A 26,727-nucleotide genomic window follows, 5' to 3' on the forward strand; every position below is an offset into this window, starting at 1 on the left:
GTCCGACACGGCCGTCTCCTCTCGGATCAGGCCGGACCCTCACACACCGTTAAACCGACAGTCCCAAGGCGACAGCCGAAGGCCCGGTGGGTGCGAACTGGAGCAGCAGACCGAGCAGGACGACAGGACCGGCCATGCCGAGGTAAGAGATCAGGAACAGTCCGGCGAGCGCCTCGGCGCGGGCAGCGGGTGGCGCGGCCTCGATAACCGCCGTGATCGCGCCGCGGCAGGCGAGCCCTGCTCCGATGCCGACGATGGTTCCAGCGCCGAGGATGAGCCAGAGCGACGAGGTCAGGATAGCAGCGACAACGAGTGTGATGCCGACAGGCATCACACTGAGGCCCACCGAGTACAGTCGTGCAGACTTCCAGCGGACCGTGAGGGCCTGAGCGAGCGCTCCGGTACCGAAGACGAGGAAGGCGAGCAGGCCGGAGGCGGACCGTGAGTTCTCGTGCAGGTTGGTCACGAGGAATGACGGTGCGAGTGAGTTGAAGAAGCCGAAGACCGCGAAACCGACGAACGACACGGCGCCGGCCGCCCAGAAGGCTGAGCGCGCTTCGTCCGGTACGGCGATCTTCTGCGGGCGGTAGCGCCATTCGATGGCGTCGACGGTCTCTGGCACAAGCACCAGGCCAAGCAAGGCGACAACGGTCAGGAACGCGAAGACCATGTACGGCGTGAACAGCGGATCCGGCAGGGAGTCGGCGATGGACCCGGCGATCAGGGGGCCAAGGCCGATACCGAGGAGGTTGGCGATCGTCCCGACTGCGGTCGCCAGCGTCGACGCTGCGTCCGGGCGGGCAGTGCGATGCAGTTCGCTGAGATGTGCGGTCGCGGTGGCGGTGAGCATCCCGATACCAAGCCCGGCGATGAATCGAGCGACCAGAACCCATCCGAGGTCATGGGTGCTGAGGAAGATCAGCAGCGCAAGCACATTCAGCAGCACGGCAGGTGCAAGGATGCGGCGTCGGCCGAGCTTGTCGGAAAGATGGCCCGCGAGGTAGAGGCTGAGGGCGACGCCGACGGCGTAGGCGGCGAAGATGATCGTCAAGACGAACGACCCGAAGCCCTGCTCTTGCTGGTACAGAACATACAGCGGTGTCGGCGCACCGGCCGCAGCAAGGGTGATGGCGAAGACGTACGCAATCAGCCAGAAGCCGCGCGCGTGATGCCGGGAGGCGCCGCGATGTTGCAGAGAGGGAGCAGACACAGTCACGCAATCCATGCTCCGGAGCCGTCGGTATCATGTCTAACGAATTCATCTGCTGGATAGCATCGGCATTGATGATGCTGCTTTCGGGGAGCGAGGTGAGGGATGCAGCCGCACCAGTTGGCATACTTCCTGGCGGTCGCGGAGACCGGCAGCTTCACGCAGGGAGCGCAGCGGGCCGGGGTAGTGCAGTCGGCGGCTTCGGCCGCAATCGCGCAACTAGAACGTGAACTCGGTGCACGCCTGTTCGCCCGCGGGTATCACCGACTCGATCTGACCGCAGAAGGAGCGGCACTCCTGCCGCATGCCCGTGATGTGCTTGCCGCGATTCAGTCCGCGAAGGACGCAGTCGCAGGCGCACGTGGACAACTCGTCGGGACAGTGCGGCTGGGGACGCTCGCGCTCACCGGCCCATGGGACCTCGCCGCCGTCCTTCAGCGATTCGCTGTCGCTCATCCGAGGGTCGAGGTGCATCTGCGGCAGACGATCTCAGGGTCGGTGACCTCGCTGGAGGAAGTGCGTTCGGGCAGCCTCGATCTCGCGCTAGTCTCCGTCTCTGCAACGGACCTGCCAGGACTTGCGCTCACAGAGATCCACCGCGAACCGATGGTGCTGGCGTGCTCGCCCGATCACCGGCTCGCAGACGCGGTTGAAGTCTCGATCACCGAACTCGCCGCTGAACCGTTCATCGAGTACCCCACCGGGTGGGGGAATCGCGCCACGGTGGACCAGGCCTTCGCCTCTGCACGCCTGACCCGCACCATCCGCACCGAGGTGACCGACTTCGCACTCGCCCGAACGCTCGTGGCCCGCAATCTCGGTGTCACGATCCTTCCCGTCAGCGCCATCGATGCAACCATCACCGCCGTTCGCTTGCACGAGCACCTGGAGTGGGCCTTCCAATTAGCGCAGCCCAATCACTTGCGAATAAGCCGCGCCGCCAGCGAACTTGCCCGGGCCATCATCGGCGACGCCTCGTAAAGTGAACGCCGCAGACCGGCCCCGCGGTCATGAGGAAGATCTCGGCCCGGCCAAGGTGACCCGTCCTCACGCCTGGACGATTCCTAATCTCGACAGCGGTAGCCCTCGATCTGCAAGAGGCGTGGTGCTCTGAGGCGTGGCGACTCTGAGGCGCGGCTCCGACGACAACTGAGAGAGCAGACGGTCGGTGCGAGAGGTGCGACTGACTCGACCTGGTTGTGGAGGAGCTCTTCGGCGTCCGCACCGTGTGGCTCTCGGACATCGACGAACCCATCGCCTGCATCTTCGCCCACTACTGGCCGACGCCCCGAACCTCCGAGATATGACCCATCGACTGGCGCGACCTTCTGCCGGTCAGATGTGCTCCCCGGGGACCTCTGCCAGGACGTATCCACAGTCGGGAACATGGCCAGGCTCGCACACCGTGCGCGCTCCAGCTCTTGGGCGCACATAGCGACCGCCGTGGTGGCGCTGCACCCCGAGTACGTGCTGATCGAGAACGTGCTGGGGTTGCTCGCCGCCTCGCGGTCCGTGCGAGGACAGTGTCCAACTCAACCCAGAGCCCGCAAGCCCCGGCAGTGCAACCATTCGCGAGGTGGAACCAAACCCGTGGGCCCTAGGAGGGGCGACTTCGACGGGCTGCCTCCCGGGCACCTTGCGGAGATCGAGCGCCATCCGACGAAGGCCCTGAGGTGCCATGCCGGGCATAGAGAATCCGCAACCGCGGCGAAAGGGGTTCGGCTCCCCACGCACCTATCATCTCTATGATTCACCTGGCATACTCGTCGAGGAACTCACGCAGCAGGCGCACATAGAGGTCGCGTCCGGCGAACGAATTGTGGATATCGTGTCCGGTCTCGACGCGGTGTATCGCGATCTCGGGGTGGGTGCGCGCCAGCGTCGCCTCGTCAGCGGCAGACACTCCGGAGACGTCCGCCGAGGCCGCCATGATTACAGCGGGGACACGCAGCGGTGCGGCGATGTCGACCCCATTCGGCATGGTGCCGTCGATCGCCGCCTGCATGGTGCCGCGATCACGGAGGATGGTGCCCTTGGCGAGCGCGACCACGGCGTCCGGGTAGAGGATGTCGCCCATCGTCACCCCGGGGCCGGCACTGTTGGCGGCCAGCTCGACGGCGGCCTCGTCGACACTCAGCCCTCGCTGTTCCCAGCTGATCTCCTGGTCGATGGTCCACTGCAGGAACTCCGGCATGCCGCTCGTCGCCCAGTCCGGGTCACGAAACATCACCGGATCCTCCAGCAGCACCCCGACGAGCAGTTCAGGCACCCGCTGCGCCAGGGTCCAGGCGACCATCCCGCCGAGGGAGAATCCCGCGACGACGGCGGGGCGCTTGACCACCTCGCTCAGGACGCGCACCGCGTCTTCGCAGTAGTACTCGAGCGTGTAGGTGCCCGGCGCGCGTTCGGACGTACCGTGGCCGCGGAAGTCCACCCGGTACACATCACGCTCGGGCACCCGCGGAAGCAGCCACTCGTAGCTGAGCGCGCTCGTGCCGACTCCGTGGAGCAGGACTAGGGGAGGCAGCTCGGCCCCGCGCGCGCCAGCGGTGATGTGGACGTCGACTCGGACACCGCCGATGGAACGGACGGCCTCGGTGCGCGTGGTCATGCGTCCTCCCCCGAGACCGCGGCGAAGAACCCCGCGGGCTCTATGACCTCCCAGTGCTCCGCAACTCGGATCGAGAGATCGCGCGCTTTCAACGTCGCGATCCGCTGACGATCCAGCAGGGAGAGGTAACGCGAAGAGTGCACCTGCTCAGGTTGCCGCTCCGGCGCGACTCCGTTCCGCTCGGCACGCCACCGATACCCGGTCTTGCGACCAATGCCGACGAGCTTGCACGCCTCGACCGTGCCGACGCCCTCGCCGATCAACTTCCAGTACTCATCCTCCACGCCCACCCGGCGCTTCCGGCCCCTGCGAGCCATCGCTCACCCCCTCATTCCAACTCGGGTGTTGCGACGAACCCTAGAACCCGCGCGACGAAAAGGGGTCAGATTTCAGCCGTCGTTGACACTCGGTGCTGCCATGACTCTCATCCTTCCCAGATTTAAGAGCCTCCATCACACCCGGGGCGGTTCAATCACCCGAGGGCCTATTCCTGTGGGGTGGTGTGGGTGTGGATCTTGGCGCCGTCGCGGTTGAAGATGCTGATCGCTTCGGCGCTGCCTGATCCTGCGGCGCTCATGCTGTGGGGAGTGCGGGTGTCAAACTCCGCGGCTTCGCCCGGTTCGAGAATGAGTTCCTGGTCCCCGAGAATAAGCCGGAGCCGACCGCTAAGCACATAGATCCACTCATAACCCTCGTGCACCCGCGGCTCGGGCGCCTGCGCCCGTGGTGGGTAGGTGATGCGGTAGGTCATGACCGGTGCATGTTCGGGGGCCAGGGGGACGATGACCAGGCCATCGCGGTGGATCGGCGGCCTGCGCACCCGCGGGTCGGGACGTTCGTCGGCGACCAGATCGTCGACTCGGATGCCGAGCCGTCGCGTCAATGGTAAGAGCAGTTCGAGATTCGCCTGACGTTTACCCGATTCCAGACGCGAAAGCGTGCTTACCGACATGCCTGCGGATACGGCCAGTTCCTCCAGGGTCAGACCCTGTGATCGGCGGATCGCACGCAGCCTCGACCCGATCCGTGCGCTCTCCATGTCCGCCTCCCCTTCTTTGCCATACATGCAAACATTCTTGCTATTCTGCCAGACCTAGCCGGAGGATGCCGGTATGGCAGAACAACTTTTGGATGCAGTGATCGCCGGCGCCGGTCCGGCAGGGTTGACCGCGGCGGTGATGCTCGGACGCTCTCGCCGGCGCGTGCTGGTGATCGATGCGGGTAGTGGGCGCAATCGTTTCGCCGCGCACATGCACGGCGTACTCGGCCATGACGGGCTCCCCCCGTCCGAGTTGCGTCGGCGCGGGCGCGCCGAAGCCGAGGGCTACGGGGCGGTCTTCCGTGACGGGACCGTGCGGGAGGTCACCAACATCCCCGCCGGGGTACTGGTGACCGCGGATGATGGTTCCGTCCACCGTGCGCGTGCACTGGTCATCGCCACCGGGCTGCGGGACGACCTGCCCCCGATCGGCGGGCTGGCCGAGCGGTGGGGCAAGACGGTGCTGCACTGCCCGTACTGTCATGGGTGGGAGGTTCGCAGCCAGCACCTGGGCGTGCTTGCCACCTCGCCGCTCGCCCTGCACCAGGTTGAGCTCGTGCGACAGCTCAGCGACAAGATCACCTTCTTCTCCGCAGGCGCAGGCGACCTCTCCCCCGACGACGAGAAGCGCCTGGCCGCGCGCGGCATCCGGATCGAACCGACACCCGTCACCGAGATCCACGGACCCGCCCCCGCGATCTCACAGGTCGCGCTTGCGGACGGCCGCACCACCTCCGTCGATGCGATCTTCACCGCGGGCACCCTGCACCCGCATGACGAGTTCGTCGCCGGGCTGGACCTCGACCGCGTCGAGACTCCCGTCGGCTCGTTCCTCAGCGTCGACCGCACCAGTCAGACCAGCCACGAACGCATCTGGGCTGCCGGGAACGTCGTCGACCCTGGCGCGAACGTGGCGATGTCACTCGGAGCCGGGTCCATCACCGGTGGCGTCGTCAACGCCCGACTCGCCAAAGAGGACACGGATACCGCCCTCACCACGCCTGCGCGGGTGTCCTGACCGCGCACGCGGGTAGCGGCGGGTGACGCTGCCGGGGCATCTATGGCTGTGGGAGGGTGAGGATCTCGGCGCCATGGTCGGTGATCGCGATGGTGTGCTCGGTGTGGGCGGTGCGACATCCGGTTGCGCTGCGCAGCGTCCACCCGTCGTCCGGGTCGGTGATGAGCCGATCGGTGTCGGCCATCACCCACGGCTCCAAGGCCAGCAGCAGCCCCGGTCGCAGCCGGTATCCTCGGCCGGGTCGTCCCTTGTTGGACACGTGCGGGTCCTGGTGCATCGTCGATCCGATGCCGTGACCACCGAACTCGGTATTGATCAGGTATCCCGCACCCGACAGCACCTGCTCGATCGCGTGCGAGAGATCCCCCAATCGCGCCCCCGGGGTCGCGGCGGCGATCCCCGCGGCCAGCGCGCGTTCGGTGGCGTCGATCATCGCCACATCCTCCGGGTTGCGGGTCTCGCCCACGATGAAGCTGATCGCCGCATCCGCCGCGACCCCATCTTTCTTTACTGCCAGGTCGAGGGTGAGCAGATCCCCGTCCGCCAGGCGGTAGTCGTGAGGCATGCCGTGCAGCACTGCGTCGTTGACCGCGGTGCAGATGTAGTGCCCGAAGGGCCCGCGCCCGAACGACGGCGCATAGTCGACGTAGCACGAGGCCGCTCCCGCCGCGTCGATCATCTCCCGCGCCCACTGGTCGATGTCGAGCAGGTTCGTCCCCACCCGGCACCGGGCTTTGAGGCTCCGCAGGATGTCGCCGACAACCCGGCCTGTGACTCGCGCCCGGTCCAGCTCGCTCGGGGTGAGGATCTCGATCATCCGGCACCTTCCCACCAACAACCCAATAACTATCCCGGTAAGTATATACCGGGATTAGTATTGGTGTCATGGTCAGGTTGCCGCTCACCAGAGAGGACGTGGAGCGCGGGCAGCGCCTCGGGGAACTGCTCCGTCTCGCGCGCGGTTCCCGTTCGATCCTCGACGTCGCGGTCGAGGCGGGCATCTCTCCGGAGACGTTGCGCAAGATCGAGACCGGTAGGGTCGCCACGCCAGCGTTCCCCACCGTCGCTGCGGTCGCTATCGTGCTTGGTCTGTCGCTCGATGACCTGTGGGCCGAGATCAGCACACTTCACGGAGCGCCCCCGCAGGCGCGGACGTCAGCGCCTGCGTTGGCGTCGCGCTGACGACCACGGCGTGCAAGCCTGCTGGCCCGCGGTGTTCATCGGGTCGTCTTGTCGTTGTCGTGTGGTGGGTAGCCGGAGAATGTTGCACGGTATTCGCTGGGAGTCACTTGGGCGGCGCGGCGGAACTGTTCGCGGAAGGTGCTCGGGCTGCTGAAGCCGACCTGTCGGGCGATGCGTTCGATGCTGTGGTCGGTGGTCTCCAGCAGTTCCTGCGCGTGCCGGATGCGAACGCCGGTGACCCATTCCATGGGGGCCTGTCCGGTCTCCTGGTGGAAACGGCGGGTCAGGGTGCGAATGCTCGTGTGAGCTGCTGTGGCGATGCCGGCGAGCGTGAGCGGGCGGTGGGCGTTCTCCTCGATCCAGACCAAGACGTCTTCCAGGGTGGCGGTGCGGTAGGTGGGCGGGTTCCGGACGATGAACTGCGCCTGTCCTCCTGTGCGGTGCAGTGGTGCGACCGCGAGCCGTGAGGCGTGGGCGGCAACCGCCGCACCGAGGTCACGTCGGATCATGTGGAGGCACAGGTCCAGTCCCGCGGCAGCTCCCGCCGAGGTGAGGATCCGCCCGTTGTCGGTGTAAAGCACCTCCGGTTCCACGATCACCCGCGGGTATCGTCGCGCGAGCAGGTCGGTGGCAAGCCAGTGGGTTGTCGCACGCTGCCCGTCAAGAAGCCCTGTCTCCGCGAGTACGAACGCCCCCACACAGATCGAGGCGATGCGCGTTCCCGCCGCCGCGGCCGCACGCAGCGCTTCCGCGACACCGTCCGGGACGGGGGCTGCCGCTTCATTGCGTCCGGGGACGATGATCGTGTCCGCACGCTCCAGCGCCTCCAGACCCACGCCGGTGGCGATCCGAAGGGGGCCGGCGTCGACCGTGGGCGCTGTCCCGGCGACGATCACCCGGTATGCGGGGCGCCCGTCCGGGAGTGTCACGCGACCGAACGTCTCCACCGCAGTGGCCAGATCGAACGCAATCGCATCGGGAAGGGCGAGCGCGACGACCGTGTGCATGCCGCAATGTTACTGGGCATCTTCATGTGATAGTGCCCGTCAGGCCATGTGGCCAGATTCCGGCGGTCATTGGCTATCAGGCCGATTGTGTCGGATCTGGGCGGGCCCGAGACTTGGTAGCGACGCCGCCGTTTCCGCCAACGCAGAGGAGTTCTCGTGTCGATGCCTGTGCAGATCGTGCTGTTCGACGGGTTCGATCCACTCGACGTGATCGCACCGTTCGAGGTGTTCGTCGCCGGCAGCGAGTACTTCCTCGACAACGCGCTCGACATCGCCCTGGTCAGCGCGGAAGGCGCCCGCGACGTCGTCTCCGGCTCGCAGGGCCTCACGCTCCGAGCGACCGCGTCGCTTGACCCGCATCGACCGGGGATCATTGTCGTGCCTGGCGCGTCCGGGCCCGTTGACGGCGACCCCGACCAGGGCGCCGAGACGATCCCGGTCCTCTTGGCTCGGTTCGCGGCGACCGGCGCGATCCCGCTCATCGCCGAAGCAATGCACAACCCCGACGTTTTGGTCGCGGCAGTGTGCGGCGGCTCGCTCGCGCTCGCGATGGGTGGGCTCCTCGAAGGCCGCAACGTCGTCACCCACGCCCTCGGGATGCCGCTGCTCGACGCAACCGGCGCGACGGCGGTGAACGCCCGCGTTGTCGACGACGGCGACCTCGTCACCGCTGGAGGCGTCACCTCCGGGCTCGATCTGGCGCTCTACCTGCTGGATAGGCAGTTCGGGCCCCGGATCGCCCACGCCGTCGAGGGCCTGTTCGAGTACGAGCGGCGCGGCACCGTCTGGCGTGCCGAAGGGACAGCCCCAGCCACGGTGCCCGCGATCCCCGCGGCCTGACGCCCAGACCGGAGAACGAAAGGAACACCGAAGCGTATGAACCCTATCTGCGGCGACTGGCGGCTCCAGATGAAGACCCCCATCGGGACCATCGAAGCCGACTACCACTTCGAAGAACACGACGGTGTGGTCACCGGGACAGCGAACGGCGCGGGCGAAGCCGTCGCCCTGACCGATCTTGTCACACGGGACACCCCGGACGGCCCGCGCGTCACCTGGCGGCAGCAGATCACCAGGCCACTCCGACTCAATCTCGAATACGACGTCACCATCACCGGAGGCACCCTCGCCGGAGAATCTCGCGCGGGACGCCTCCCACGCACCCGTGTCACCGGGCGAAGAATCACCGCATGAGTGCGCCCATCCGCTTACTCGGCACGTCCACACCGGTGGCCGGATCATCCTGGGCGAACGGGAGCGAGGTTGGTCGCGCATGAAGCTCAATCGTTCACCCGCAATGGTTGTTCTGCGGGTCCTGTCCGCTCTGGAACTGATCTCGCTGGCCGCCATCCTCATCAACAGGTTCACTGTTCACCTTCCTGTCGTGACCTCGACAGGCGGACCGCTGCACGGCCTCTTCTATGTGTCGACGATCCTGCTGGCGCTGTTCCTTCCGCTACCCCGCGCCTCGAAGTGGCTCGCGGCCGTCCCCGGTGTCGGCGGCGTCCTCGCCCTCTGGCGGGCACACCGACATACTCCGGCCCCGGCAGACGAGCCCCCGTCGGCGCTGGATCTCACGGATGACCAACGCAGACTGGCGATCGTCATCGCTGACCGTGTCACTGCAACACTGTCCAGCGACACGCGGATCGGCCCACTGAGTTTCGCCGTGCCGCGCGGGACGATCACCGGGCTGGTCGGACCGAACGGTGCGGGAAAGACCACGGCGCTGCGGCTCATGTGCGCGCTGGTGGCACCGTCGAGCGGCAGCATCCTCACCGCAGACGACCCGTCCGGTGCCGCCGCACGGATGGGTGTGCTGATCGACTCTCCGGGACTGCTGCCCAGCCTCACCGCCAGGGACAACCTGCTCGTCCTCACTCGCTTGGCCGGATGGCAACCTGCTGTCGCAGATCAGGCACTGGAACGTGTCGAGATGACCTCGGCGGGGCATCGTTCGGTGGGGACCTTCTCGCTGGGCATGAAGCAGCGGATCGGTCTGGCGGCAGCTCTCCTGGCAGACCCGGACATCGTGATCCTCGACGAACCGACGAACGGTCTGGACCCTCGCGGGAAATCGGACCTGCGCGTGTTCTTGCGGGAACTGTCTGCCGAAGGCAAGACAGTCATCCTTGCGACGCACGCGCTCGACGAGGTCGAGGAACTCTGCGATCACCTCATCGCGATGGATCGCGGACGCGTGATCTTCCAGGGCACTCCGGCGCAGATGCGTCGGATGATCCCCGAGACCGTCCTGTGCCGTGCAGCCGGTCCATCTGAGCGTGACGCAGCGGCAGCCGCCTTCGTCGACGCGGGATACGCGGTTGCGCTTGACCGGGACGCCATACGAGTCACCGCCGATACCGGCCACGGCGCTGTCCTCAATCGCCTCGCGCAGAAGGCCGGGACAACGCTCACGGAGATCACCGCAGAACGGCCCACGCTGGAGCAGGCGTTCCTGCACCTGACATCCACACGCGCCACCTCTGACGCCCATGCCTGTGCAGGAAACGACGAAGAGGATCTGGAGGTGCCGACGTGATCGGTGCGTTCTCGTCCGCGTGGACGATGCTCAAGCGTCCGACGATCGTGTGGCCTCTGCTGGCGGCGATCGTCGTGTTCTCCGCGATGTCGATCGTGTTTACCTTCTCGACCGCAGCCGCGCCCGGAGGATCGCGTTTCACGGACCCTCCCACCCTGCTCGCCGACCTCGCCGACCCCGACGCGCTGGTGCAGTTCGTCGGCAGGCCGGTCATGGTCACGGGCCTGGTCGTGCTCGCCGCGTCCATCCTGCACGTCACCGGCCAATACTCGTCCGGTCTTGTGCGGATGCAGTTCGTCGTGCAGCCGCGCCGTTCGACTTGGCTCCTGGGAAACTGGGCTGCTCTGGCGACTGCGGCGATCGCCTGCGCGCTCATCGGAGCGCTCACCGCTGTCGCCTCCGGCTACGTGTGCGCAGCGATCTGGGGAGTCGACACCGGCGAATGGTTGCGCGGGCTCGGCGGCGCAGCCGGCGCGACCGCGAACCTCGCACTCGGCATGGTCGCGTTCGCGCTGGCGGGTGCGACACTCGCGCTCTGGCTACGTTCGTCGATCGCGGCGCTCACCGTTGCGCTGGTGTACGCGCTCTTCGAGGACATGATCAATGCCGCCGCACCATTCGGCCAAGGTCTCATGCCTGCGAGCGCATTCAGCACCGTCGCGACATCCGGCCTCAACGGGAACCTCTACCTCCCGTCACTGATTGCCACGATCGTGCTGACCGTCGCGTTCACCGCGGGCGCATTCGGGCTGGTCATGAACCGGAACGTGACCGACTGATGGCCGAGCACCACACCAGCCGTCGCGCGTTCCTCATCGGAGGCGCCGCCAGCCTCGGAGCCGCAGCCGCAGGCGTGGCCGCCGGAACACTGCTGACCATCGCCGTTAACCCGGAGACCGTGTCGGATGCGGAACCCGATACGCAGACCACGGTTCCCTTCTACGGCATCCACCAGCCTGGCATCGCCGAACCACCGCCTGCCCAAGCAGCGTTCCTCGGATTCGACCTCGCGCCAGGCACCAGCCGCGGTGCCGTCGCCGAAGTCATGAAGAAGTGGACGATGATCTCAGCCGCGCTCGCAATGGGCGACACCTCGGCAGATGAATCGCTCGTCTCGGTGGGAACCGAACCTGGCCGGTTCACCATGACCGTCGGGATCAGCGGCCCGGGACTGGATGCGCTCGGCGCTGAGCGCCCCGCACCGCTTGTCGATCATCCCGTCTTTCCCGGCGACCAGATCGACGAACGCATGTCGTTCGGGCACATGTTCGTCCAGTTGTGCTCAGCGGACCGCGTCTACCTCGCCGGCGCGGTTCGCGCAGTGCGGCAATCGGCAGCGGCCGCGTTGACGCCGCGATGGCAGTTCAGCGGTTTCCGTAACGCGGATGCCGACAGCACACCGCGCAACGGCCGCAACCTCATGGGCCAGATCGATGGCACCAACAACATCGCCGCCAGCCGGGCCACCGAAGGCGGAGCTGTCTGGGTGAAGGACGCCGGACCCCGATGGCTGATCGGGGGAAGCTATGTCGCGATCCGGCGGTTCCGCATGCTCCTGGGTGCGTGGGAAGACACGCCACGCGGCACGCAGGACCGTACGATCGGCAGGCATCTGGATACCGGCGCCCCGATCGGTTCCCGTCAGGAGCAGGATCCGGTCGACCTGGATGCGACAGACGCTTCCGGCGCTCCCCTGATTCCGCTCGACGCGCACATCCGGCTGGCCGCACCCCGCCGCGGCGCTGGCGAGGAGATGCTGCGGCGGTCGTACTCCTACTCCACCGGGCAGTTCGACAGCACGATGGGCGATGAGGATGCCGGGCTGATCTTCGTGTCCTATCAGTCCGACCCCACCACCAGTTTCATCCCTGTGCAGCAGCGTCTCGCGGACAGCGACGCGCTGAACCGGTTCGTGATCGCCACGTCGAGCTCACTGTTCGCCGTCTTCCCCGGCGTCCAGGACTCCGACGACTGGTACGGACGAGAGCTGCTGTCGTGACACGCTCGGCACCAACCAGCGCACCAGCGAAACCCCGCGCACGGTCCTGCCGCGTCACCAGACCCGGACACGCGAGGACCACATCGACCATGAGGACACACCAAGGGATGAGATCTCTGACAACCCGCTTCTCCGCGGCCGCTGCCGCCATCGTTCTCGTGCTGACCGGCAGCGGATGCACGAGCGCACCCTCGGAACACGACGAGTCACGCGCATCCGCCATCACGATCGCCAAGTTGCCAGGGCTCGGTGACGTTCTCGTCGACGGTGAAGGCTTCGTCCTGTACGTCTTCGAACCGGACGCCGCCCAGACGGTGACCTGCACCTTCACGTGCGCCAACAGATGGCCCCCGCTACGCGCGATCGACGGCGGTACCCCAACCGCGGGAGACGGCATCGACGCCTCGCTCATCAGCACACTGCCAAACCCCGCCGGTGGTGAAGTCATCACCTACAACGGTTGGCCGCTCTACGGCTACACAGCCGACAAGAACCCCGGAGATGCGCGCGGACAGAACACCTACCTCAACGGAGGCGTGTGGTACGTCATGCAACCCGACGGCCAGCCCCTGATCCCATAACCCCACAACAAGCCATGGCCTACTTCTTGCTCATCGTGCACATCGCCACCGCGATCGTCTTCATCGGCGCACTCACGATCTCCGTCAGCCTCTTCCCTCGGTACGCCGCACCGGACCCTGACGTCGACGACAAGTCCCACGACGCACACCCTGTCGCGCTCGCAATGCACCGGATCACGAAGGTGTACGGACGCCTCGCGATCATCCCGCCCGCCGTCGGCATCACCCTCGCCGTAGTCCTCGGCAGGCTGGACGAACTATGGATCATCCTCTCCGTTGCCCTCTCCCTCATCGGCGGAGCCCTGCTGATCTGGGTCATCATCCCCGCACAGCGACGGATGCTGGCGGATCCACGACACGAACCGAGCACCCGCCGCCGCGCCGGCGCAGCAGCAGGAATCCTCAACTCGATTTGGTTCGCCATCCTCGTCCTCATGATCCTGAAACCCGGGGCAGGCGGATGACGGAACGCGGCCGCCGCTTGACACGCAATAGGAGCATCAGACCCGCGAGCCGCTGTGCAGGGGTGCGCTTTCCTGCGGAACGGCCTGCGTCGAACACACTTGCGCCATATACGGCGCCATAGCACCTCGGACAGAAACGTGAGACTCCGCCGTGATCTTCGCCTTATCTGAACCGTGCACCACCTCGACTGTCTCGTGGTCAGGCGCAATCGCAGGATCTTCATGCAGGAACGACGCAGAGGAACTTCGCGAAGGAGTCTGTCGATGCCACCAATCTGCTCATCGAGGTGAGGTTCGCCGAGAGGAACTTCGAGCCAACGGAGGGACTTCAATTACAAGGCGGCAAGGTGGATCCAAGCGCCTTCGCTCGCGGGTCAAGATGGACTTCCGCCGGCCCGCATCGCGCCTCGAACTCACACCAACGAGGCCGGTCTCCAACGAAATGCGGACTGAGCGCCATACGCTGGCACGATGAGCCCACGTCAGGAAGAACGTCCCCGACACCTCGGAAACAGGCGGTGACGACGTGTCGTCCCCCGTGTGGACGAGCGCCGCGCGGTCCAGCTACGCGACGGGGCGGATGCCGTGGGAGGTGACCTCCGCCAGAGATGCGGCGGCGAAGCGTCCCGTGGCTCTGCGCCGTGCCGTCTCGGTTCCGACCCCGCCGGCGCGGATCCGGCGTCCGATCATCGACGGGTCGAGGGTACGTGCTGCGGCAGCGGCCTGGGCGTAGAGGCGGATTCCGTTGTAGGCGTTGACCGCGAGGCTCGTCAGCGGCGCCGACGTGAGACCGAAACGGCGGCGGTAGCGGATACCGAGGTCGCTGCCCAGCCCGATCAGTCCGGCGTGGTCGTTGCTGACGAGGATGCCCGCCGCGACGCCCGTGCCCAGATGGTCGAGCTGCGCCTGGTCGAAGTTCGTGGCCAGGGTGCGGAACGAGCTGCGAAGACCTTGGGCATGGAAGGTGCGCTCGAATCGGATGGCATCCTCGCCGATGAACGAGGAGAGGATGAGATCCCCGTCGCCGGCGCCGATGTCGTCCAGGATCCGATCGAATCCCGACGATCCGATCGGTGCGAATGCCGTGCCGCTGATGCGTCCGCCGTGCTGCGTGATCAGCCTCCGTGCGACCGCGGAGACGGTCCGCGGCCACACGTAGTCGTTGCCGACGAGGTACCAGTTCGACGCGCCCGCGGCGGTCATGGTCTCCGGGATGGCCCGCCGCAGCTGCTCGAGCGGCGATTCGCCGAGGTCGATGAAGTTCCGTCGCGGACCGGTGCGGCGCTCCGCCATCGCGGTGTTGAGGACGAGCCTGCCTGTCGCCACCGCATAGGGACGCACGGTCTGCATCGCGGCGGAGGAGATGCTGGCGATCACCACGTCGCAGGCGTGCTCCTCCACCAGGCGCCGGTAGGCCGACAGTGCGCGTTCCGGGCTCGTGCGGTCGTCCTCGACAAAAAGTCGGGCGGTGCGGCGACCGAACGCGCCGTCCGCGTTCACGTCCTCGATTGCCAGCGCGGCACCGTTGACGATGCTCCGGCCCATCAGCCCCGCCGCGCCCGAGAGCGAGACGAGGAGGCCTATGCGGACGTCGATGTGGGCGATTCCGGAAGAACGCAGCGCCCCCGACGAACCGCGGTCGGCGAGCCACTCGACGCCGGCCTGCTCGACCGTGACGAGCACGCTCAAGCGTGTGCCGGACTCTTCGGGGTGAAGGACCAGCTTCACGCGTCCCACCCACGGCGTCTCCTGAGCGATCGTGAGGGAGCGGTTCTCTTCGAGCCCGACGATGCGACCGGCGCAGCGCACCGCCGAGCCGTCGGGCTGCGGGATGTCGAACATGACCGGCGCGCCGCGCTCCACGCGACGGCACTCGCGGAGCATCGGCCATCCGCTCGCCGCCCCCGTGCGTAGCGCCGACCACAGCTCGGCAGGACTGCGGGGCGAGGAGCTCCCCACGACGAACGACAACTCCTCGGCCATCGCTCACTCGCCGGTCTGGTTGTTTCGGACGAAGGCCTCAACGCCGTCGGCGTAGACCTTCATCAAGAACTGGATGATCTCGTCGGCCCGGTTGGGGCCGAGACGATACATGCGCCGCTGGCCGCGGCGCTCTTCGGCGACGAGATCCGAGTCCCGCAGCACCCGCAGATGCGCCGACACGGCCGCGCGCGTCATACCGGGGAAGAGCTCCGCGATCTCGCCGACCGAGATCTCATCGCGCTCCCGCAGAGTCGTGAGGATCGCGCGTCGCGTCGGATCCGCGACCGCGGTGAACACCTGGTTCTGCCCCATTCGGCTTGCTCCTTCAGGACGTCGGGTCGAGGTCGACACTATCGCGGCCGAGCAGCTCCCGCAGCGCGCGGTCGATGAAAGCATTGTCCGGCGGGTTCAGACCCACTCCCGCGGAGTGCCCCCACGTCCCCGGAATCACCTCGAACGTCGCGCCCGGGATGCGCTCGGCGTCTCGTGCGCCCTGATCGGGAGTGAAGTACATGTCCAGCGCCGCCGAGAGGATCGCGGTGCGTGCGGTGATCCCGGCGAGCGCCGCGTCCGTGCTGCTGCCGGCCGTCGTCCCGACATCTCCCTCGCGCCACGTCCGGATCATCGTGATCAGGTTCCACGGGTCCTGCGCGAGCAGCATCTCCTCCCAGAAGCCGCGCACGAAGTCCTCCCGCGTGTCGAAGCCGAGGGTGCGGTACTCCTGGCCCTCGTAGAAGGCGCCGCTGAAGCCCCAGCCGGCATACACGCGTGCGGCGGCTCGCAACCCAGCGGTCGGGATGCCGTCGGCGAGCATCGGGTCGGTGCGGATCGCGGCCTCCACGCTGTCGAGGAACACGGCGTTGAGCTCCGACGTCCGCGCCGAGCCGCAAAACGCGAAGACGCGCTCGACCTCCCGCGGAAAGGCGACCGCCCAGTGCAGCGCCTGCGCGGCCCCCATCGACCAGCCGACGACCGCGTGCAGCTGCGCCACCCCGAAGACCTCGCGGATGAGACGGCGCTGCGCGCGGACCTGGTCGCCGTACCCCACCGTCGGGAAGTCGGCGCCGCGCTGCCCTGCCGCGGCGTTGCTGGGCGAGGTCGAGACGCCGTTGCCCAGCAGATTCGGGACGACGATGCAGTAGCGCCGGGGATCCAGCGGCCGGCCGGGCCCGATGAGCCAGCGGTTCTCCGCATGCGTGCCCATGAAGAAGGTCGGGAACAGGATCACATTCGACCCGTCCGCCGCAGGCTCGCCGTGCACCTCGTAAACGAGTGCGGCGTCCGAGAGACGTCGACCGGTGTCGAGGGCGAGATCCCCGAGCGGATGCGTGCGGACGACCGAGCCGCTCACGATGCGGCCTCCGGCATCCGCCTGGACCCGCCGGCGCGCAAGACCCGTTCGATCTCCACCGCGGTAGCCAGCACATCTCTGTCGCTGCCGGGGAGCGACTCGATCGTGAGCCCGACCGGGGGGCGATCGGGATCCCGCACGGCGGGAACAGTGATCATCGGATGCCCGAGCATGCTCGCTGTCTCGGTGTTGCGTGTGATCGTCTCGAACAGGGGCGACTCGTGGCCGTTGACCACAGCGCGATCTGCGCCGAGTTCCACGGCGACCACCGGGGTGGACGGGTAGACGAGCGCATCCACCCCGGCGGCGAGGACGCGATGCTTCACGATCGCGCGCAGATCGCGGCGCAGTCGGAGGGCTGCGCGATAGCGGCGCTCACCCACCGGTGCGGCGACGAAACCGGCCAACGCCGCACGAACGTCCGGTGAGCGCACCTCTCCGACGAGTTCCGCCACGGAACGGATGCTGAGGTCCGACGCCTGCAGGAGCGCGTCGAGCGCGCGGGGCGCCTCGTAGCCGACGAGGTCGTGGCGGTGCTCCAGCGCGCGGGCCTGCACATCGCTCAGGTCGATCTCGACCAGCTCGAATCCGTGGTATGCGAGCTCGTCGAGCGCGTGCATCGCGGCGCCGCGCACCGCGTCGTCGATCTGGTCCCAATAGGCGCCCTGCGGAACGCCCAGCCGCGTGCCCGCCGACCCGGCCGTCGTGTCTCCGCTGATCAGCCCGTCGATGAACTGGACGTCGCCGACGTTATGTGCCATGACACCGATCGTGTCGCGGCTCTGTGAGATCATCAAGACTCCGTCTCCCGCGTAGCGTCCGTGGGTGGGACGCATCCCGACCACACCGCAGAACGAGGCCGGTATCGTCATCGATCCGCCGGTGTCGGTTCCGAGGGAGAAGGCCGCGGAACCGGCGGCGATCGCAGCTGCCGAGCCGCCGCTGGAGCCGCCCGCCGACCTTCCCGGATGCCGCGGGTCGCTCACGGCACCGTAGCCGGCATTGTCGGATGTGACGCCAAGAGCGAGTTCGTGCATGTTGGCCTTGCCGACGACGGTCGCCCCGGCGGCGGCGAGCGTGCGCACGACCGAGGCGGTCGGCGAGAGCAGCAGGTCGTCCAGCGCGAGACTTCCTGCCGTCGTGGGTGCTCCCGCGACGACGATGTTGTCCTTCACCGCGAACGGCACCCCCGCAAGGACGCCGGAGGACGATGCGGAGGGCTCCATCACCCGGACGTAGGCCCCACACGAAGCCGCCGCCTGCGCCGCCCGCGATCGCATCTCCCGGAGATTCGCCGCGCCGTCGCGCGCGTGGGAAGCGCGCCAGGCGGCGATGTCATCGGGGACGGCTGAGTCGGTCGGATGCACGAACGCTATTCTTGCACAAATGGGTAAAGATGTGTTTACTCATGATCACAAATCGATGACGATCCGGTCGTCAGGGGGCGCACTGCCGCCGACCTGCCCGGCATTCACACACCCGAACGGAGCCGCCATGACCGACATCCACACGCATCCTCCGCGTCTGGACGACCAGTACGAACACACTCCCGTGCCTCCCGAGCACCGCAAGAGCACGCTGGCGATCGGGGCGGCCTGGGCCGGCATGCCCATGGTCCTCACGGCGACGGTGATCGGAGGGCAGCTCGCCTACTTTCTCGGCTTCGCGCAAGGGCTCCTCGCTCTGGTGATCGGTGCCGCGGTGCTGGCGGTCTACGTCGGCATCCTGAGTTACACGGCCGGGCACACGGGTCGCAACTTCGGGCAGTTCTCGCGGTCGGTGTTCGGCCGCGTCGGCGCTCTGGTGCCGGCTCTCCTGCTCTCGACGGTGATCGTGGGCTGGTACGCCTTCCAGACCGGGCTGACGGGGTCCCTGCTCTCCGCGATCACGGGGTGGAATGCGGCCATCCTCGCCATCGCAGCGGGGATCGTCTTCATCTTCATCACCTTCGTCGGTATCCGGGCGATCTCGTGGATCGGATACATCTCGGCCCCGCTGTTCATCGTCTTCGGCGTTGCGGCGCTGGTCATCGGCGGGACCGCCCAGGGGTGGCCCGACATCGCCGCGTACGCCGGCGCGTCCCGCACCGCCGCGGCGTGGCCCCTCGGGGTCGGAGTGACCGTCGTCATAGCGAGCCTGGTCGACGCCGGGACGATGACCGCCGACTTCACCCGGTTCTCGCGGACCGGTCGAGAGGCCGTCGCGGCAACTCTGGCGGCCTTCCCCGTCGGCCAGTTCGTCTCGGCGTTCATCGGGGTGCTCGTGGTCTCGGCCGGACTCGCGGTGGATCCGGCCGTCAACGGCGGCATGTTCATCGGCGTCCTCCTCGGCAGCCCCGTCTCCCAGGTCGTCGTCGCCGTCTTCGTGGTGCTCAACCTCGCCGCCGTCTGCGCCCATTGCCTCTACAACGGCGCGATGGGATGGAGCCACGCGACCGGCGCCCGGTTCCGCACGACCACGGTAGTGCTGGGGCTCATCGGTCTATTCGCCGCCGGGCTCGGAGTGTGGTCCTTGTTCAGCGACTGGCTCACGATCCTCGGCGTCATCGTGCCCCCGATCGGCGTGGTGATCATCGTGAGCGTCCTGGTTCGCGGCTACGGGTTTCTCGCTGCGGATGCCGCGCGTGTGCGCGTCGGAGCGTTCGTCGCGTGGGCCATCGGGTCCGCCGCGGCGCTGCTCACCCACCTGTTCGCCCCGGCGCTGAGCGACGCGGTCGTCGGGATCGTCGTCGCCGCTGTCGCCTCCCTGATCGCCGAGCGCCTCGCGTCCCCCGCGCGCAGCGCCGTCCGCACCGAGGCGTAGCGAGTGCCTGCCTGCCGAGACCGCCGCCCCCGGCAGGCGGGCACTGCCCCCGCGTCAGCGGGCCGGTTCGAAGGCCGCGATGGCGTCGGCCAGCGCCTCGGGCGCCTCGAACGGGATGAGGTGGCCGGTGACCGGGATGACCTGGAGTTCGGCGCGGTCGAGGAAGGGCATCAGGTTGTGCCGCAGCACGTCGACGGGCTCGACGGCGTCGCGCTCTCCGGCCACGACGAGCGCCGGCACGGTGATCGCGCGGGTCTGCTCGGCGACATCCTCGGCGATGCCGCGCAGCGGCCACTCCGTGCGGGCATCCTCGGCGCTCGCGAGGGAGTCCGTCACGATCCGATCCGCCAGCCGCTGCGGAAGCGGCGTCGCCGTCAGGACGTGGTCGCGGACACCGGCGATGGACTCCGCCGTGTCGTACGCGTGCGAGAGCACCTGCTGGTACTCGGGCGTGATCTTCTCGTGCGGCTTCGCCGGTCCCGATCCAACGAGCACGATGCCGCGCAGACCGGCGGGCTGGGTGGCGGCCACCAGCTGGGCGACCTTCCCGCCCATCGAGTGACCGACGAGGACGTAGTCGTCGACGCCGGCGTCCTCGATCACGGTGAGCACGTCGGCCGCGAGCTGCCGCAGCGTGTAGGGGCCCGAGAGATCGCGCGAGCGGCCCCAGCCGCGGAAGTCCAGGGTGAGCGTGTCCCGCTCGGAAAGGCGCTTCAGAACGAGATCCCAGGTGCGCGACGAGCCTCCCCAGTAGTGCAGGAACACCAGGGTGGGTCCCGTGCCGGTGCGGTGGTCGTAAGCGGGCAGATCCGTCAGTGTGGTGTCGGCCATCGAGTGCTCCTTCGATCGGTTGGTCGAGGTACTTCTCCTCGAATCCATCCAACGTGGGCCTCGGCGGCTGCGCATCGCCAGAACCTGACCTGAGATAGGGGAAACTGGACACGTGCCGAGCATCGCGCAGATGACCTATCAGCCTCCGAACGGGCGTGCGACGCCGGTCGAGACGATGACGTTCCGCCAGTTGCGCGACCGGAACGACGGCGGGACGCAACGTGCCGATTTCCACGTCATTGGACTGGTCGACGCCGGGCACGGTGCGGCGACCGTCGATTTCGCCTCCTTCCCCCTCGAGCCGGGGTCGGCGGTGTGGATTCCGCCGGGAGCCGTTCACCGGTGGGACGACATCGCGGCGGTGTGGGGAACCCTCGTGCTGTTCGTGCCGACGGCCCCGGTCACCGATGTCACCCGTCGGATCGTCGCCGACCCGGACCTCGTCGGCGCGTGGCGCCTGCCGGAGGCGGAGCGGATGTTCGTCGACGCGGCTCGTGCGCACCTCGTGCTCGAAACCGCGGCCGCAGGTCCGGGCTGCGCCGGCGAGGTCCCGTCGATCCTGCTGTCGGCGCTGTTGGGCAGGCTGCGGCCGCCACACGGGGAAGCGGCCGCGGCGAATCGGGTGTTCAGGGTCTTCCGGGAGAGTGTGGAGACGCACTTCCGCGAGCACCACGACACGCTCTTCTACGCCCGCACTCTCGGATACGCGCCGCGGACGCTCTCACGCGCGGCGCTGCGGGCGACCGGTCGAACCGCGAAAGGCTGCATCGTGGACCGCATCGTTCTCGAGGCGAAGCGACTGCTGGCCCACGATCGGTTGACGGCGGCCTCCTGCGCGGCCGTGCTCGGCTTCCCCGACCCCTCCACCTTCTCCGTCTTCTTCCGCAACGCCACCGGCATGCGCCCCGGTGCCTGGCAGACCGCCGCGCTCGATCCGGTCGGATGACTGCTCCTCAGGCGACGTCGGTGCGACGCAGCCCGACACGGGCGAGCAGAACACCGGCGGCCGCCGCACCGATGCCGCCGGCGACCATGTCGCCGATCGTGTCCTGATAGCTCATAGACGTCGCTGCTGATGAACCGCCACCCGGCCCACTCGACGATCTCCCACAGTGCGCTGAGGTCGAGGCCCAGAAGGGCGACGAGCCGCATCCATCCTTCGACCGTACCGGTCGATCCCGATGTCGGATCAGCGCATGGCGTCGTCGATGCTCACCCGAGTGCCCAAGGTCGCCCGCCCGATGCTCGCCGCGATCATCCGCACGATCTTCGTCCCGCGCGGTAAACGCGACCTCGTCGGCGCCCAATTCGACGAAGTCGTCACCATGCTCGCCCGGTCCCACCCGACCGTGGCGGACATGCTCGACGACGCCCGCGAAGACCTCCTCGCATTCGCGGAGTTCCCACCCACGCACTGGCGGCAGATCGGAATCCCGATCACCGTTCTCGCCGCCACTCTCGGCGTCCCCTACCAGCGGCTACGACGACTCGAGATCGGCACCCGCGCCGACCCCGACCTCGAAGCTCAAGCGACCGCCGCCCTGGAACGAATCAGCCCACCACTGACCACTTGACAGCAATAGAAGCATCCACTACGCGGGACGTCACCGTGGCGGTTCGAGTGAAGAGACAGGGTCTGTCCGAAAGACGGTGTGTGCGGTCCGGCGATTTTCATGAGTGAGTGGTTCTCTCGAACCTTCCGGCGAAGGTGATCGCGAACGCGTTCAGCGCGGGCTTCCACCTCATCACCCAGCGTGCCCGGCCCCCGCCGGTCGGGTCAAGCGACCTCGTCACGAGATACAGGCACTTGAGCGCGGCGGCCTCGTTGGGGAAGTGTCCCCGAGCTCGGACGGCCCGCCGATACCGGGCGTTGATCGACTCGATCGCGTTGGTACCGGATATGAAAGTCGTGGGTGCCTCACGTGTTCGTCTGGCTGGCTGGATCGTCGATCTGGTTCTACGGTGAGACCGTCCGGAACAGGGGCTCCTAGGGAAATCGGTATGGGCAGGCCGTTCTGTTCGATGGGCTGAGAGCCCGCGTTAGTAGATGGCCGCCCTTGCGACTTGTCCGGCTGCGCCGTGAGCGCGAATCCGTAAGTGTCGGTTCGCCCAACCCTTTCCCGCTCGAGAACGGAACGAGAGGAACGGGATGATGCCGAGATTCGTCGGTATGGACATCCATCGTGACTTCGCGCAGATCGCGATCGTCGAGGACGGTCTGGTGGTCGACGCGGGTCGGGTGGACTGCAGGCCGGAGGCGCTGCGGAAGTGGGCTGCCCAGCTCACGATCGACGACCAGGTCGCACTGGAAGCCACCGGTAACAGCGACGCTATCGCGACGTTGCTGTCGCAGCACGCTGGCCGGGTCGTCGTATCAAACCCGCTGAAGACGAGGGCGATCGCGGAGGCGAAGATCAAGACCGACAAGGTCGACGCGAGAATCCTCGCCCAACTGCTCGCTGCGGACTTCCTGCCGCCTGTTTGGCTGCCCGACGATCGCACCGCGATGCTGCGTCGGATGACGACGGCGCGAGCGCATCTGGTGCGGCAGCGCACCCGGATCAAGAACCGGGTGCAAGCGGTGCTGCACCGCAACCTGATGCCGCGACCGCCGGTGACGGATCTGTTCGGAAAGACAGGCCGGTCATGGCTGGAACTGCTCCCGCTGCCCGAAGACGAACGCGCGTCGGTGACATCGCTGCTCCGCCAGCTGGACTTCCTGGGCGCGGAGCTCACCGACGCGGACCGGGCGATCGCGCAGCAAGCACTTGGCGATCAGGCAGTACGACGGCTGATGACGATCCCCGGGGTCGATGTCATCGTGGCCGTGTCGATCGTCGCTGCGGTCGGCGACTTCTCCCGGTTCGAGTCGCCCGACAAACTCGTCGCCTACCTCGGGTTGCATCCGAAAGTTCGCCAGTCGGGAAACTCTCCGGCGATCCACTCGCACATCACCAAGACCGGGCGGGCTTCGACCCGCGGCATGCTCGTCGAAGCGGCGTGGATCGCGGCGAAAGCACCGGGCCCGCTGCGCGCGTTCTACCACCGCATCAAGCAGCGGCGCGGGTTCCAGATCGCCGTAGTCGCGACCGCACGGAAGATGCTCGTGCTCGCCTGGCACCTGGTCACCAAGGACGAGGACTACGCGTTCGCACGGCCGAGCTTGGGCGCGTTCAAGCGCCGCAAGCTCGAGCTGACGGCGGGAGCACCAAAGGCCCACGCGCGGCGCGGCACCGGCTACGACTACAACGACAAGCAGCTCCGTCGCTTCGAACGCGACCTGGTCGAGAAGAGCGAGCAAGCCTACGAACGCCTCGTCGCAAGCTGGCAACCATCCCGGCCGGCTGGCGCCGACCGGATCGACTTCCACCCCACCGACAAGGAGCAGATGCCCACGAAGGCTTGACTATTTCATCCGTCGTGCAGATCACCCGCCGGATCTCCACGTCGTATTCGAGGAAGGGAACGAACTCCGCCCAAGAGTTCCGCCACAGCTGCACGATCGCCGGATACCGCTCACCCCACTCCGCGGCGAACTCCTCGAACCTGTCCTTGGCCGCCTGCTCGGACGGGGCCGTGTACACGGGCTTGAGGGAACGGACGATCGCGTCCCGGTGCTGCCGCCCGGCGTAGCGGAACGAGTTGCGGATCAGGTGCACAATGCATTGCTGCACGACCGTCGGGACTGTCCGAGTAACGGTGGATTTGGTTGGCCTGACATGAGAAGCAGGATTGGAGTAACCTCAGAGCTATCCGTCAACCGCAAGAAGCTCACTCGGCAGTGCGGGTCTGATGCTCCTATTGCGTGTCAAGCGGCGGTGAGCCATTCGCGGTAGCGGTGGGCGAGGTCGTCGTTGGGTCGTCTGCCGAGTTCGAGTTCGCCGATCCGGGATGGCCAGACGCCGAGGTGTTGGGCGGCTGCGGTGAGGGTGAGGTTCTTCGCGCGCCGCGCTGGGCGGAGGTCGCTGTAGTCGGGGACGACGCAATGCCCGGTGAGGGCTTGGAAGATCTCTCGTGCGATGGCGCGTTTGAGGGCGCGGAACACGGCGCTGATCGTCCACCCCTTCTCGAGATGCCGGTCTCGGTAGTCGCGTGTGGCGGGGTTATACGACATGCGGACCTTCACGATGTGGTGCAGTGCCGCGTTCGCTTGCCGGTCGCCGCCGCGGGAGAGCCGGTGCCTGTCGGTGCGACCGGAGGAGACAGGGATGGGGGCGGTGCCGCAGAGCGCTGCGAATGATGCTGACGAGCGCAGCCGGTCGGGGTTGTCGCCCGCGGTGATCAGCAGCTGCGCGCCGATAACGGGTCCGACGCCCTTGATCGCCATGAGCGCCGGATTGGTCGCCGTCGGCCGAGCGCGCATGCGATCCTCGAGCGATCTGATCTCCTCGCCGAGCGCGTCGTAGCGGCGGGCGAGGGATCGCAACGCGAACATCGTGTCAGCGGCAGCGGTGTCATTCATCCGGTCCGGGCGGACGTGGGCGAGCGCGGCGATGAGCTGTGTCTCAGAGAGGTTCCGGTAGCGATCGCGGAGGTCGCCGGGCGTGTTGACGAGGAGTGAGTCGATCTGTCTCCAGGCTGCTTGCTGCGCCTTGACCGCAGGTCTCCTCGCGACGGTCAGCGCCCGGAGGGGTTCGATGCTCGCGTTCTTCGGATCAGTGGACGCCTCTCCGGAGAGCACTGATCGCGCGGCCCGGTAGGCGTCGAGCCGGTCCGTCTTGCCCCGCGCGCGTCGCTCTGCCGGCCGGGTGCGGTTGACCTCGACCACGATGATTCCCGCGGTCCGCAACGCTGTCGTGATCCCGACACCGTAGCTGGAGGTGCCCTCGACCCCGACAGCCTGCAGTGGGCCGTGCTCGATGAGCCAGGCGACCGCGCGCCGGTAGCCGGGAACGGTGGTCGGGAACTCTCGGTCGTCAAGGTGATGGCCGAGGTCATTGATGACGGCGACGTGGATGGTGTCTTTGTGAGAGTCGACACCGCCGATATTCGCTCGTTCGGTTGTCATGATGGAGATGCCCTTCTGCTCGCAACGGATGGGCAGCGCCGGCCGGCTCGGTCAGACAGGACATCCACCAGGCCCTCGCAGCGGGTCAGGCTCGTATTAGGTCATGCCCGACCGGTCGGCGCCGCGAACGCCGCGGGGGCCGGACTTATCAGTCCATCGGCGGCCCAGCAGAGCGCCAGTCAGATTTCGGGTCACGACCCCCGCGTCGCCATACCAGCATGGATGTAAGAAAAACGGTGTGTGAGGGTCCGGCCTGATCCGTAAGGAGATGGCCGTGGCTGACACGACCGACGTCGTCGCTGATGACGAGATGGTTGATCCGGTGACCGGGGAGATCGTCGACCAGAAGGAACTTGCAGAGCGGTTGCTGACGCAGGCGAAAGAACAGGGCGTGAGCCTGGCAGGGCCCGGTGGCCTGCTCAGCCAGCTCACGAAGAACGTCCTCGAAACGGCTTTGAATGCCGAGTTGACCGAGCACCTCGGTCACGAGCACGGTGGGACCCCGATCGGCGAGAACATGCGCAACGGGACCCGGACGAAGACCGTGCTCACCGAGATCGGCCCGGTCGAGATCGAGGTGCCTCGTGATCGTGACGGGTCATTCGAGCCGGTGATCGTCCCGAAACGGAAGCGCCGCCTCGACGGGATCGACCAGATCGTGCTGTCGCTGACCGCCCGTGGGTTGACGACCGGGGAGATCGCCTCGCACTTCGACGAGGTCTATGGGGCGAAGGTCTCGAAAGACACGATCAGCCGGATCACCGAGAAGGTCGCCGGGGAGCTCACCGAGTGGTCCTCGCGCCCGTTGGATCCCCTCTATCCGGTGATCTTCGTCGACGCGATCGTCGTGAAAGTCCGTGACGGGCAGGTCCGCAACACCCCGTTCTATGTCGTGATGGGCGTCACGACGAACGGGGAGCGGGAGATCCTCGGCATCTGGGCCGGCGACGGCGGTGAGGGAACACGGTTCTGGCTGCAGGTGTTCACCGAGCTGAAGAACCGGGGCGGCGACGACGTCCTCATCGCCGTCTGCGACGGGCCCGGACGATCCCCGAAAGGCCGCGGTGGCACGCATCCTGCACCGCGTCACCCGCGTCTA

General features: G+C 67.3%; 26 protein-coding genes and 3 pseudogenes. 15 read left to right on the top strand and 14 right to left on the bottom strand.

All coding sequences use genetic code 11. The annotated features are described in order from the left end of the window. Window positions 1–49 precede the first annotated feature (49 nt). The gene (locus tag ABD716_RS05200; RefSeq protein WP_344774525.1) at window positions 50–1,216 is read right to left on the bottom strand and encodes an MFS transporter; all 1,167 of its coding nucleotides are present in this window, start codon (window positions 1,214–1,216) and stop codon (window positions 50–52) included. A gap of 99 nt (window positions 1,217–1,315) precedes the next feature. On the opposite strand from ABD716_RS05200, the gene ABD716_RS05205 reads away from it, so the two are divergent. Next, complete coding sequence (locus tag ABD716_RS05205) at window positions 1,316–2,191, top strand: LysR family transcriptional regulator (protein WP_344774528.1); 876 nt, start codon at window positions 1,316–1,318, stop codon at window positions 2,189–2,191. A gap of 769 nt (window positions 2,192–2,960) precedes the next feature. Here the strand turns inward: ABD716_RS05205 and ABD716_RS05210 are convergent. The 3 genes from ABD716_RS05210 to ABD716_RS05220 form a co-directional block, all read right to left on the bottom strand. Next, the gene (locus ABD716_RS05210; protein WP_344774530.1) at window positions 2,961–3,821 is read right to left on the bottom strand and encodes an alpha/beta fold hydrolase; all 861 of its coding nucleotides are present in this window, start codon (window positions 3,819–3,821) and stop codon (window positions 2,961–2,963) included. Continuing rightward, entirely contained in the window at window positions 3,818–4,105 is a 288-nt protein-coding gene (locus tag ABD716_RS05215) for a hypothetical protein (RefSeq protein ID WP_344774532.1), read from the bottom strand. The genes ABD716_RS05210 and ABD716_RS05215 overlap by 4 nt, the downstream gene beginning before the upstream one ends. Before the next feature lie 200 nt (window positions 4,106–4,305). After that, window positions 4,306–4,887, bottom strand: coding sequence for a helix-turn-helix domain-containing protein (locus tag ABD716_RS05220; protein WP_344774534.1), 582 nt, complete (start codon window positions 4,885–4,887; stop codon window positions 4,306–4,308). Window positions 4,888–4,933: 46 nt separating this feature from the next. On the opposite strand from ABD716_RS05220, the gene ABD716_RS05225 reads away from it, so the two are divergent. Continuing rightward, window positions 4,934–5,878 carry an NAD(P)/FAD-dependent oxidoreductase gene (locus tag ABD716_RS05225; RefSeq protein ID WP_344774536.1) on the top strand — a complete coding sequence of 315 codons (945 nt, stop codon included), beginning with the start codon at window positions 4,934–4,936 and terminating at the stop codon, window positions 5,876–5,878. A gap of 40 nt (window positions 5,879–5,918) precedes the next feature. Here ABD716_RS05225 and map read toward each other — a convergent pair whose 3' ends face one another. Then, window positions 5,919–6,695, bottom strand: coding sequence for a type I methionyl aminopeptidase (gene map, locus ABD716_RS05230; protein WP_344774538.1), 777 nt, complete (start codon window positions 6,693–6,695; stop codon window positions 5,919–5,921). A 68-nt stretch (window positions 6,696–6,763) separates the two neighbouring features. Between map and ABD716_RS05235 the strand changes: the two genes are divergently transcribed. Continuing rightward, entirely contained in the window at window positions 6,764–7,060 is a 297-nt protein-coding gene (locus ABD716_RS05235; protein WP_344774540.1) for a helix-turn-helix domain-containing protein, read from the top strand. Between the two features lie 35 nt (window positions 7,061–7,095). Here the strand turns inward: ABD716_RS05235 and ABD716_RS05240 are convergent, their stop codons facing one another. Then, window positions 7,096–8,067, bottom strand: a complete 972-nt coding sequence (locus ABD716_RS05240) for a GlxA family transcriptional regulator (protein ID WP_344774542.1) — start codon at window positions 8,065–8,067, stop codon at window positions 7,096–7,098. A 162-nt stretch (window positions 8,068–8,229) separates the two neighbouring features. Between ABD716_RS05240 and ABD716_RS05245 the strand changes: the two genes are divergently transcribed. The 7 genes from ABD716_RS05245 (at window position 8,230) to ABD716_RS05275 (ending at window position 13,653) form a co-directional block, all read left to right on the top strand. Beyond that, entirely contained in the window at window positions 8,230–8,907 is a 678-nt protein-coding gene (locus tag ABD716_RS05245) for a DJ-1/PfpI family protein (RefSeq protein ID WP_344774663.1), read from the top strand. Between the two features lie 69 nt (window positions 8,908–8,976). After that, window positions 8,977–9,261, top strand: a complete 285-nt coding sequence (locus tag ABD716_RS05250) for a hypothetical protein (protein WP_344774544.1) — start codon at window positions 8,977–8,979, stop codon at window positions 9,259–9,261. 79 nt (window positions 9,262–9,340) lie between these two features. Next, complete coding sequence (locus ABD716_RS05255) at window positions 9,341–10,609, top strand: ABC transporter ATP-binding protein (protein WP_344774546.1); 1,269 nt, start codon at window positions 9,341–9,343, stop codon at window positions 10,607–10,609. Further along, the gene (locus tag ABD716_RS05260; RefSeq protein WP_344774548.1) at window positions 10,606–11,388 is read left to right on the top strand and encodes a hypothetical protein; all 783 of its coding nucleotides are present in this window, start codon (window positions 10,606–10,608) and stop codon (window positions 11,386–11,388) included. Before ABD716_RS05255 ends, ABD716_RS05260 begins: the two co-directional genes overlap by 4 nt. Beyond that, window positions 11,388–12,608, top strand: coding sequence for a Dyp-type peroxidase (locus tag ABD716_RS05265; RefSeq protein ID WP_344774550.1), 1,221 nt, complete (start codon window positions 11,388–11,390; stop codon window positions 12,606–12,608). Before ABD716_RS05260 ends, ABD716_RS05265 begins: the two co-directional genes overlap by 1 nt. Window positions 12,609–12,766: 158 nt before the next feature. Beyond that, entirely contained in the window at window positions 12,767–13,189 is a 423-nt protein-coding gene (locus ABD716_RS05270) for a COG4315 family predicted lipoprotein (RefSeq protein WP_344774552.1), read from the top strand. 14 nt (window positions 13,190–13,203) lie between these two features. Continuing rightward, window positions 13,204–13,653 (top strand): DUF2269 family protein, encoded by a 450-nt coding sequence (locus tag ABD716_RS05275; protein WP_344774554.1) that lies wholly within the window; start codon window positions 13,204–13,206, stop codon window positions 13,651–13,653. 564 nt (window positions 13,654–14,217) lie between these two features. On the opposite strand, the gene ABD716_RS05280 is transcribed toward ABD716_RS05275, so the two are convergent. From ABD716_RS05280 to ABD716_RS05295, 4 genes are read right to left on the bottom strand one after another with little or no spacing between them, the layout of a single operon-like run. Continuing rightward, complete coding sequence (locus ABD716_RS05280) at window positions 14,218–15,636, bottom strand: substrate-binding protein (protein WP_344774556.1); 1,419 nt, start codon at window positions 15,634–15,636, stop codon at window positions 14,218–14,220. A 3-nt stretch (window positions 15,637–15,639) separates the two neighbouring features. Continuing rightward, complete coding sequence (locus tag ABD716_RS05285) at window positions 15,640–15,948, bottom strand: metalloregulator ArsR/SmtB family transcription factor (protein ID WP_067200808.1); 309 nt, start codon at window positions 15,946–15,948, stop codon at window positions 15,640–15,642. Between the two features lie 13 nt (window positions 15,949–15,961). After that, window positions 15,962–16,987 carry an alpha/beta fold hydrolase gene (locus tag ABD716_RS05290; protein ID WP_344774559.1) on the bottom strand — a complete coding sequence of 342 codons (1,026 nt, stop codon included), beginning with the start codon at window positions 16,985–16,987 and terminating at the stop codon, window positions 15,962–15,964. Further along, the gene (locus tag ABD716_RS05295) at window positions 16,984–18,354 is read right to left on the bottom strand and encodes an amidase family protein (RefSeq protein WP_344774561.1); all 1,371 of its coding nucleotides are present in this window, start codon (window positions 18,352–18,354) and stop codon (window positions 16,984–16,986) included. Before ABD716_RS05295 ends, ABD716_RS05290 begins: the two co-directional genes overlap by 4 nt. 127 nt (window positions 18,355–18,481) lie before the next feature. Between ABD716_RS05295 and ABD716_RS05300 the strand changes: the two genes are divergently transcribed. Further along, window positions 18,482–19,789 (top strand): cytosine permease, encoded by a 1,308-nt coding sequence (locus ABD716_RS05300; RefSeq protein WP_344774563.1) that lies wholly within the window; start codon window positions 18,482–18,484, stop codon window positions 19,787–19,789. 54 nt (window positions 19,790–19,843) lie between these two features. Here the strand turns inward: ABD716_RS05300 and ABD716_RS05305 are convergent, their stop codons facing one another. Continuing rightward, on the bottom strand, window positions 19,844–20,620 hold the full coding sequence (locus ABD716_RS05305; RefSeq protein WP_067200821.1) for an alpha/beta fold hydrolase: 777 nt from the start codon (window positions 20,618–20,620) through the stop codon (window positions 19,844–19,846). A gap of 112 nt (window positions 20,621–20,732) precedes the next feature. On the opposite strand from ABD716_RS05305, the gene ABD716_RS05310 reads away from it, so the two are divergent. Both ABD716_RS05310 and ABD716_RS05315 read left to right on the top strand, forming a co-directional pair. After that, window positions 20,733–21,566, top strand: a complete 834-nt coding sequence (locus ABD716_RS05310) for a helix-turn-helix domain-containing protein (RefSeq protein WP_344774565.1) — start codon at window positions 20,733–20,735, stop codon at window positions 21,564–21,566. A gap of 262 nt (window positions 21,567–21,828) precedes the next feature. Beyond that, a complete protein-coding gene (locus tag ABD716_RS05315) occupies window positions 21,829–22,194 on the top strand; it encodes a transposase (RefSeq protein WP_344774665.1) in 366 nt (121 codons plus the stop codon). A gap of 97 nt (window positions 22,195–22,291) precedes the next feature. Here ABD716_RS05315 and ABD716_RS05320 read toward each other — a convergent pair. Then, window positions 22,292–22,522: pseudogene (locus ABD716_RS05320) on the bottom strand (transposase); the annotation flags it as partial. Window positions 22,523–22,790: 268 nt separating this feature from the next. Between ABD716_RS05320 and ABD716_RS05325 the strand changes: the two are divergent. Continuing rightward, window positions 22,791–24,026 (top strand): IS110 family RNA-guided transposase, encoded by a 1,236-nt coding sequence (locus tag ABD716_RS05325; RefSeq protein ID WP_344774567.1) that lies wholly within the window; start codon window positions 22,791–22,793, stop codon window positions 24,024–24,026. Between the two features lies 1 nt (window position 24,027). Here the strand turns inward: ABD716_RS05325 and ABD716_RS05330 are convergent. Both ABD716_RS05330 and ABD716_RS05335 read right to left on the bottom strand, forming a co-directional pair. Then, a pseudogene (locus ABD716_RS05330) lies at window positions 24,028–24,315 on the bottom strand (transposase); the annotation flags it as partial. Between the two features lie 113 nt (window positions 24,316–24,428). Further along, window positions 24,429–25,628: an IS110 family RNA-guided transposase gene (locus ABD716_RS05335; protein ID WP_344774569.1), complete on the bottom strand. Its 1,200-nt coding sequence runs from the start codon at window positions 25,626–25,628 to the stop codon at window positions 24,429–24,431. 310 nt (window positions 25,629–25,938) lie between these two features. Between ABD716_RS05335 and ABD716_RS05340 the strand changes: the two are divergent. After that, window positions 25,939–26,667 (top strand): annotated as a pseudogene (locus ABD716_RS05340) (IS256 family transposase); the annotation flags it as partial. Window positions 26,668–26,727: the final 60 nt, after the last annotated feature.

The sequence above is a fragment of the Gryllotalpicola kribbensis genome (genome assembly GCF_039538245.1).
Classification (GTDB): domain Bacteria; phylum Actinomycetota; class Actinomycetes; order Actinomycetales; family Microbacteriaceae; genus Gryllotalpicola; species Gryllotalpicola kribbensis.

Excerpts from the sequence above, each read along its gene's own strand:
- ABD716_RS05205 (WP_344774528.1), top strand. The coding sequence starts at position 1,316 with ATGCAGCCGCACCAGTTGGCATACTTCCTGGCGGTCGCGGAGACCGGC.
- ABD716_RS05210 (WP_344774530.1), bottom strand. The coding sequence starts at position 3,821 with ATGACCACGCGCACCGAGGCCGTCCGTTCCATCGGCGGTGTCCGAGTC.
- ABD716_RS05220 (WP_344774534.1), bottom strand. The coding sequence starts at position 4,887 with ATGTATGGCAAAGAAGGGGAGGCGGACATGGAGAGCGCACGGATCGGG.
- ABD716_RS05225 (WP_344774536.1), top strand. The coding sequence starts at position 4,934 with ATGGCAGAACAACTTTTGGATGCAGTGATCGCCGGCGCCGGTCCGGCA.
- map (WP_344774538.1), bottom strand. The coding sequence starts at position 6,695 with ATGATCGAGATCCTCACCCCGAGCGAGCTGGACCGGGCGCGAGTCACA.
- ABD716_RS05235 (WP_344774540.1), top strand. The coding sequence starts at position 6,764 with ATGGTCAGGTTGCCGCTCACCAGAGAGGACGTGGAGCGCGGGCAGCGC.
- ABD716_RS05240 (WP_344774542.1), bottom strand. The coding sequence starts at position 8,067 with ATGCACACGGTCGTCGCGCTCGCCCTTCCCGATGCGATTGCGTTCGAT.
- ABD716_RS05245 (WP_344774663.1), top strand. The coding sequence starts at position 8,230 with ATGCCTGTGCAGATCGTGCTGTTCGACGGGTTCGATCCACTCGACGTG.
- ABD716_RS05250 (WP_344774544.1), top strand. The coding sequence starts at position 8,977 with ATGAAGACCCCCATCGGGACCATCGAAGCCGACTACCACTTCGAAGAA.
- ABD716_RS05255 (WP_344774546.1), top strand. The coding sequence starts at position 9,341 with ATGAAGCTCAATCGTTCACCCGCAATGGTTGTTCTGCGGGTCCTGTCC.
- ABD716_RS05265 (WP_344774550.1), top strand. The coding sequence starts at position 11,388 with ATGGCCGAGCACCACACCAGCCGTCGCGCGTTCCTCATCGGAGGCGCC.
- ABD716_RS05275 (WP_344774554.1), top strand. The coding sequence starts at position 13,204 with ATGGCCTACTTCTTGCTCATCGTGCACATCGCCACCGCGATCGTCTTC.
- ABD716_RS05280 (WP_344774556.1), bottom strand. The coding sequence starts at position 15,636 with ATGGCCGAGGAGTTGTCGTTCGTCGTGGGGAGCTCCTCGCCCCGCAGT.
- ABD716_RS05285 (WP_067200808.1), bottom strand. The coding sequence starts at position 15,948 with ATGGGGCAGAACCAGGTGTTCACCGCGGTCGCGGATCCGACGCGACGC.
- ABD716_RS05300 (WP_344774563.1), top strand. The coding sequence starts at position 18,482 with ATGACCGACATCCACACGCATCCTCCGCGTCTGGACGACCAGTACGAA.
- ABD716_RS05305 (WP_067200821.1), bottom strand. The coding sequence starts at position 20,620 with ATGGCCGACACCACACTGACGGATCTGCCCGCTTACGACCACCGCACC.
- ABD716_RS05315 (WP_344774665.1), top strand. The coding sequence starts at position 21,829 with ATGCTCACCCGAGTGCCCAAGGTCGCCCGCCCGATGCTCGCCGCGATC.
- ABD716_RS05325 (WP_344774567.1), top strand. The coding sequence starts at position 22,791 with ATGGACATCCATCGTGACTTCGCGCAGATCGCGATCGTCGAGGACGGT.
- ABD716_RS05335 (WP_344774569.1), bottom strand. The coding sequence starts at position 25,628 with ATGACAACCGAACGAGCGAATATCGGCGGTGTCGACTCTCACAAAGAC.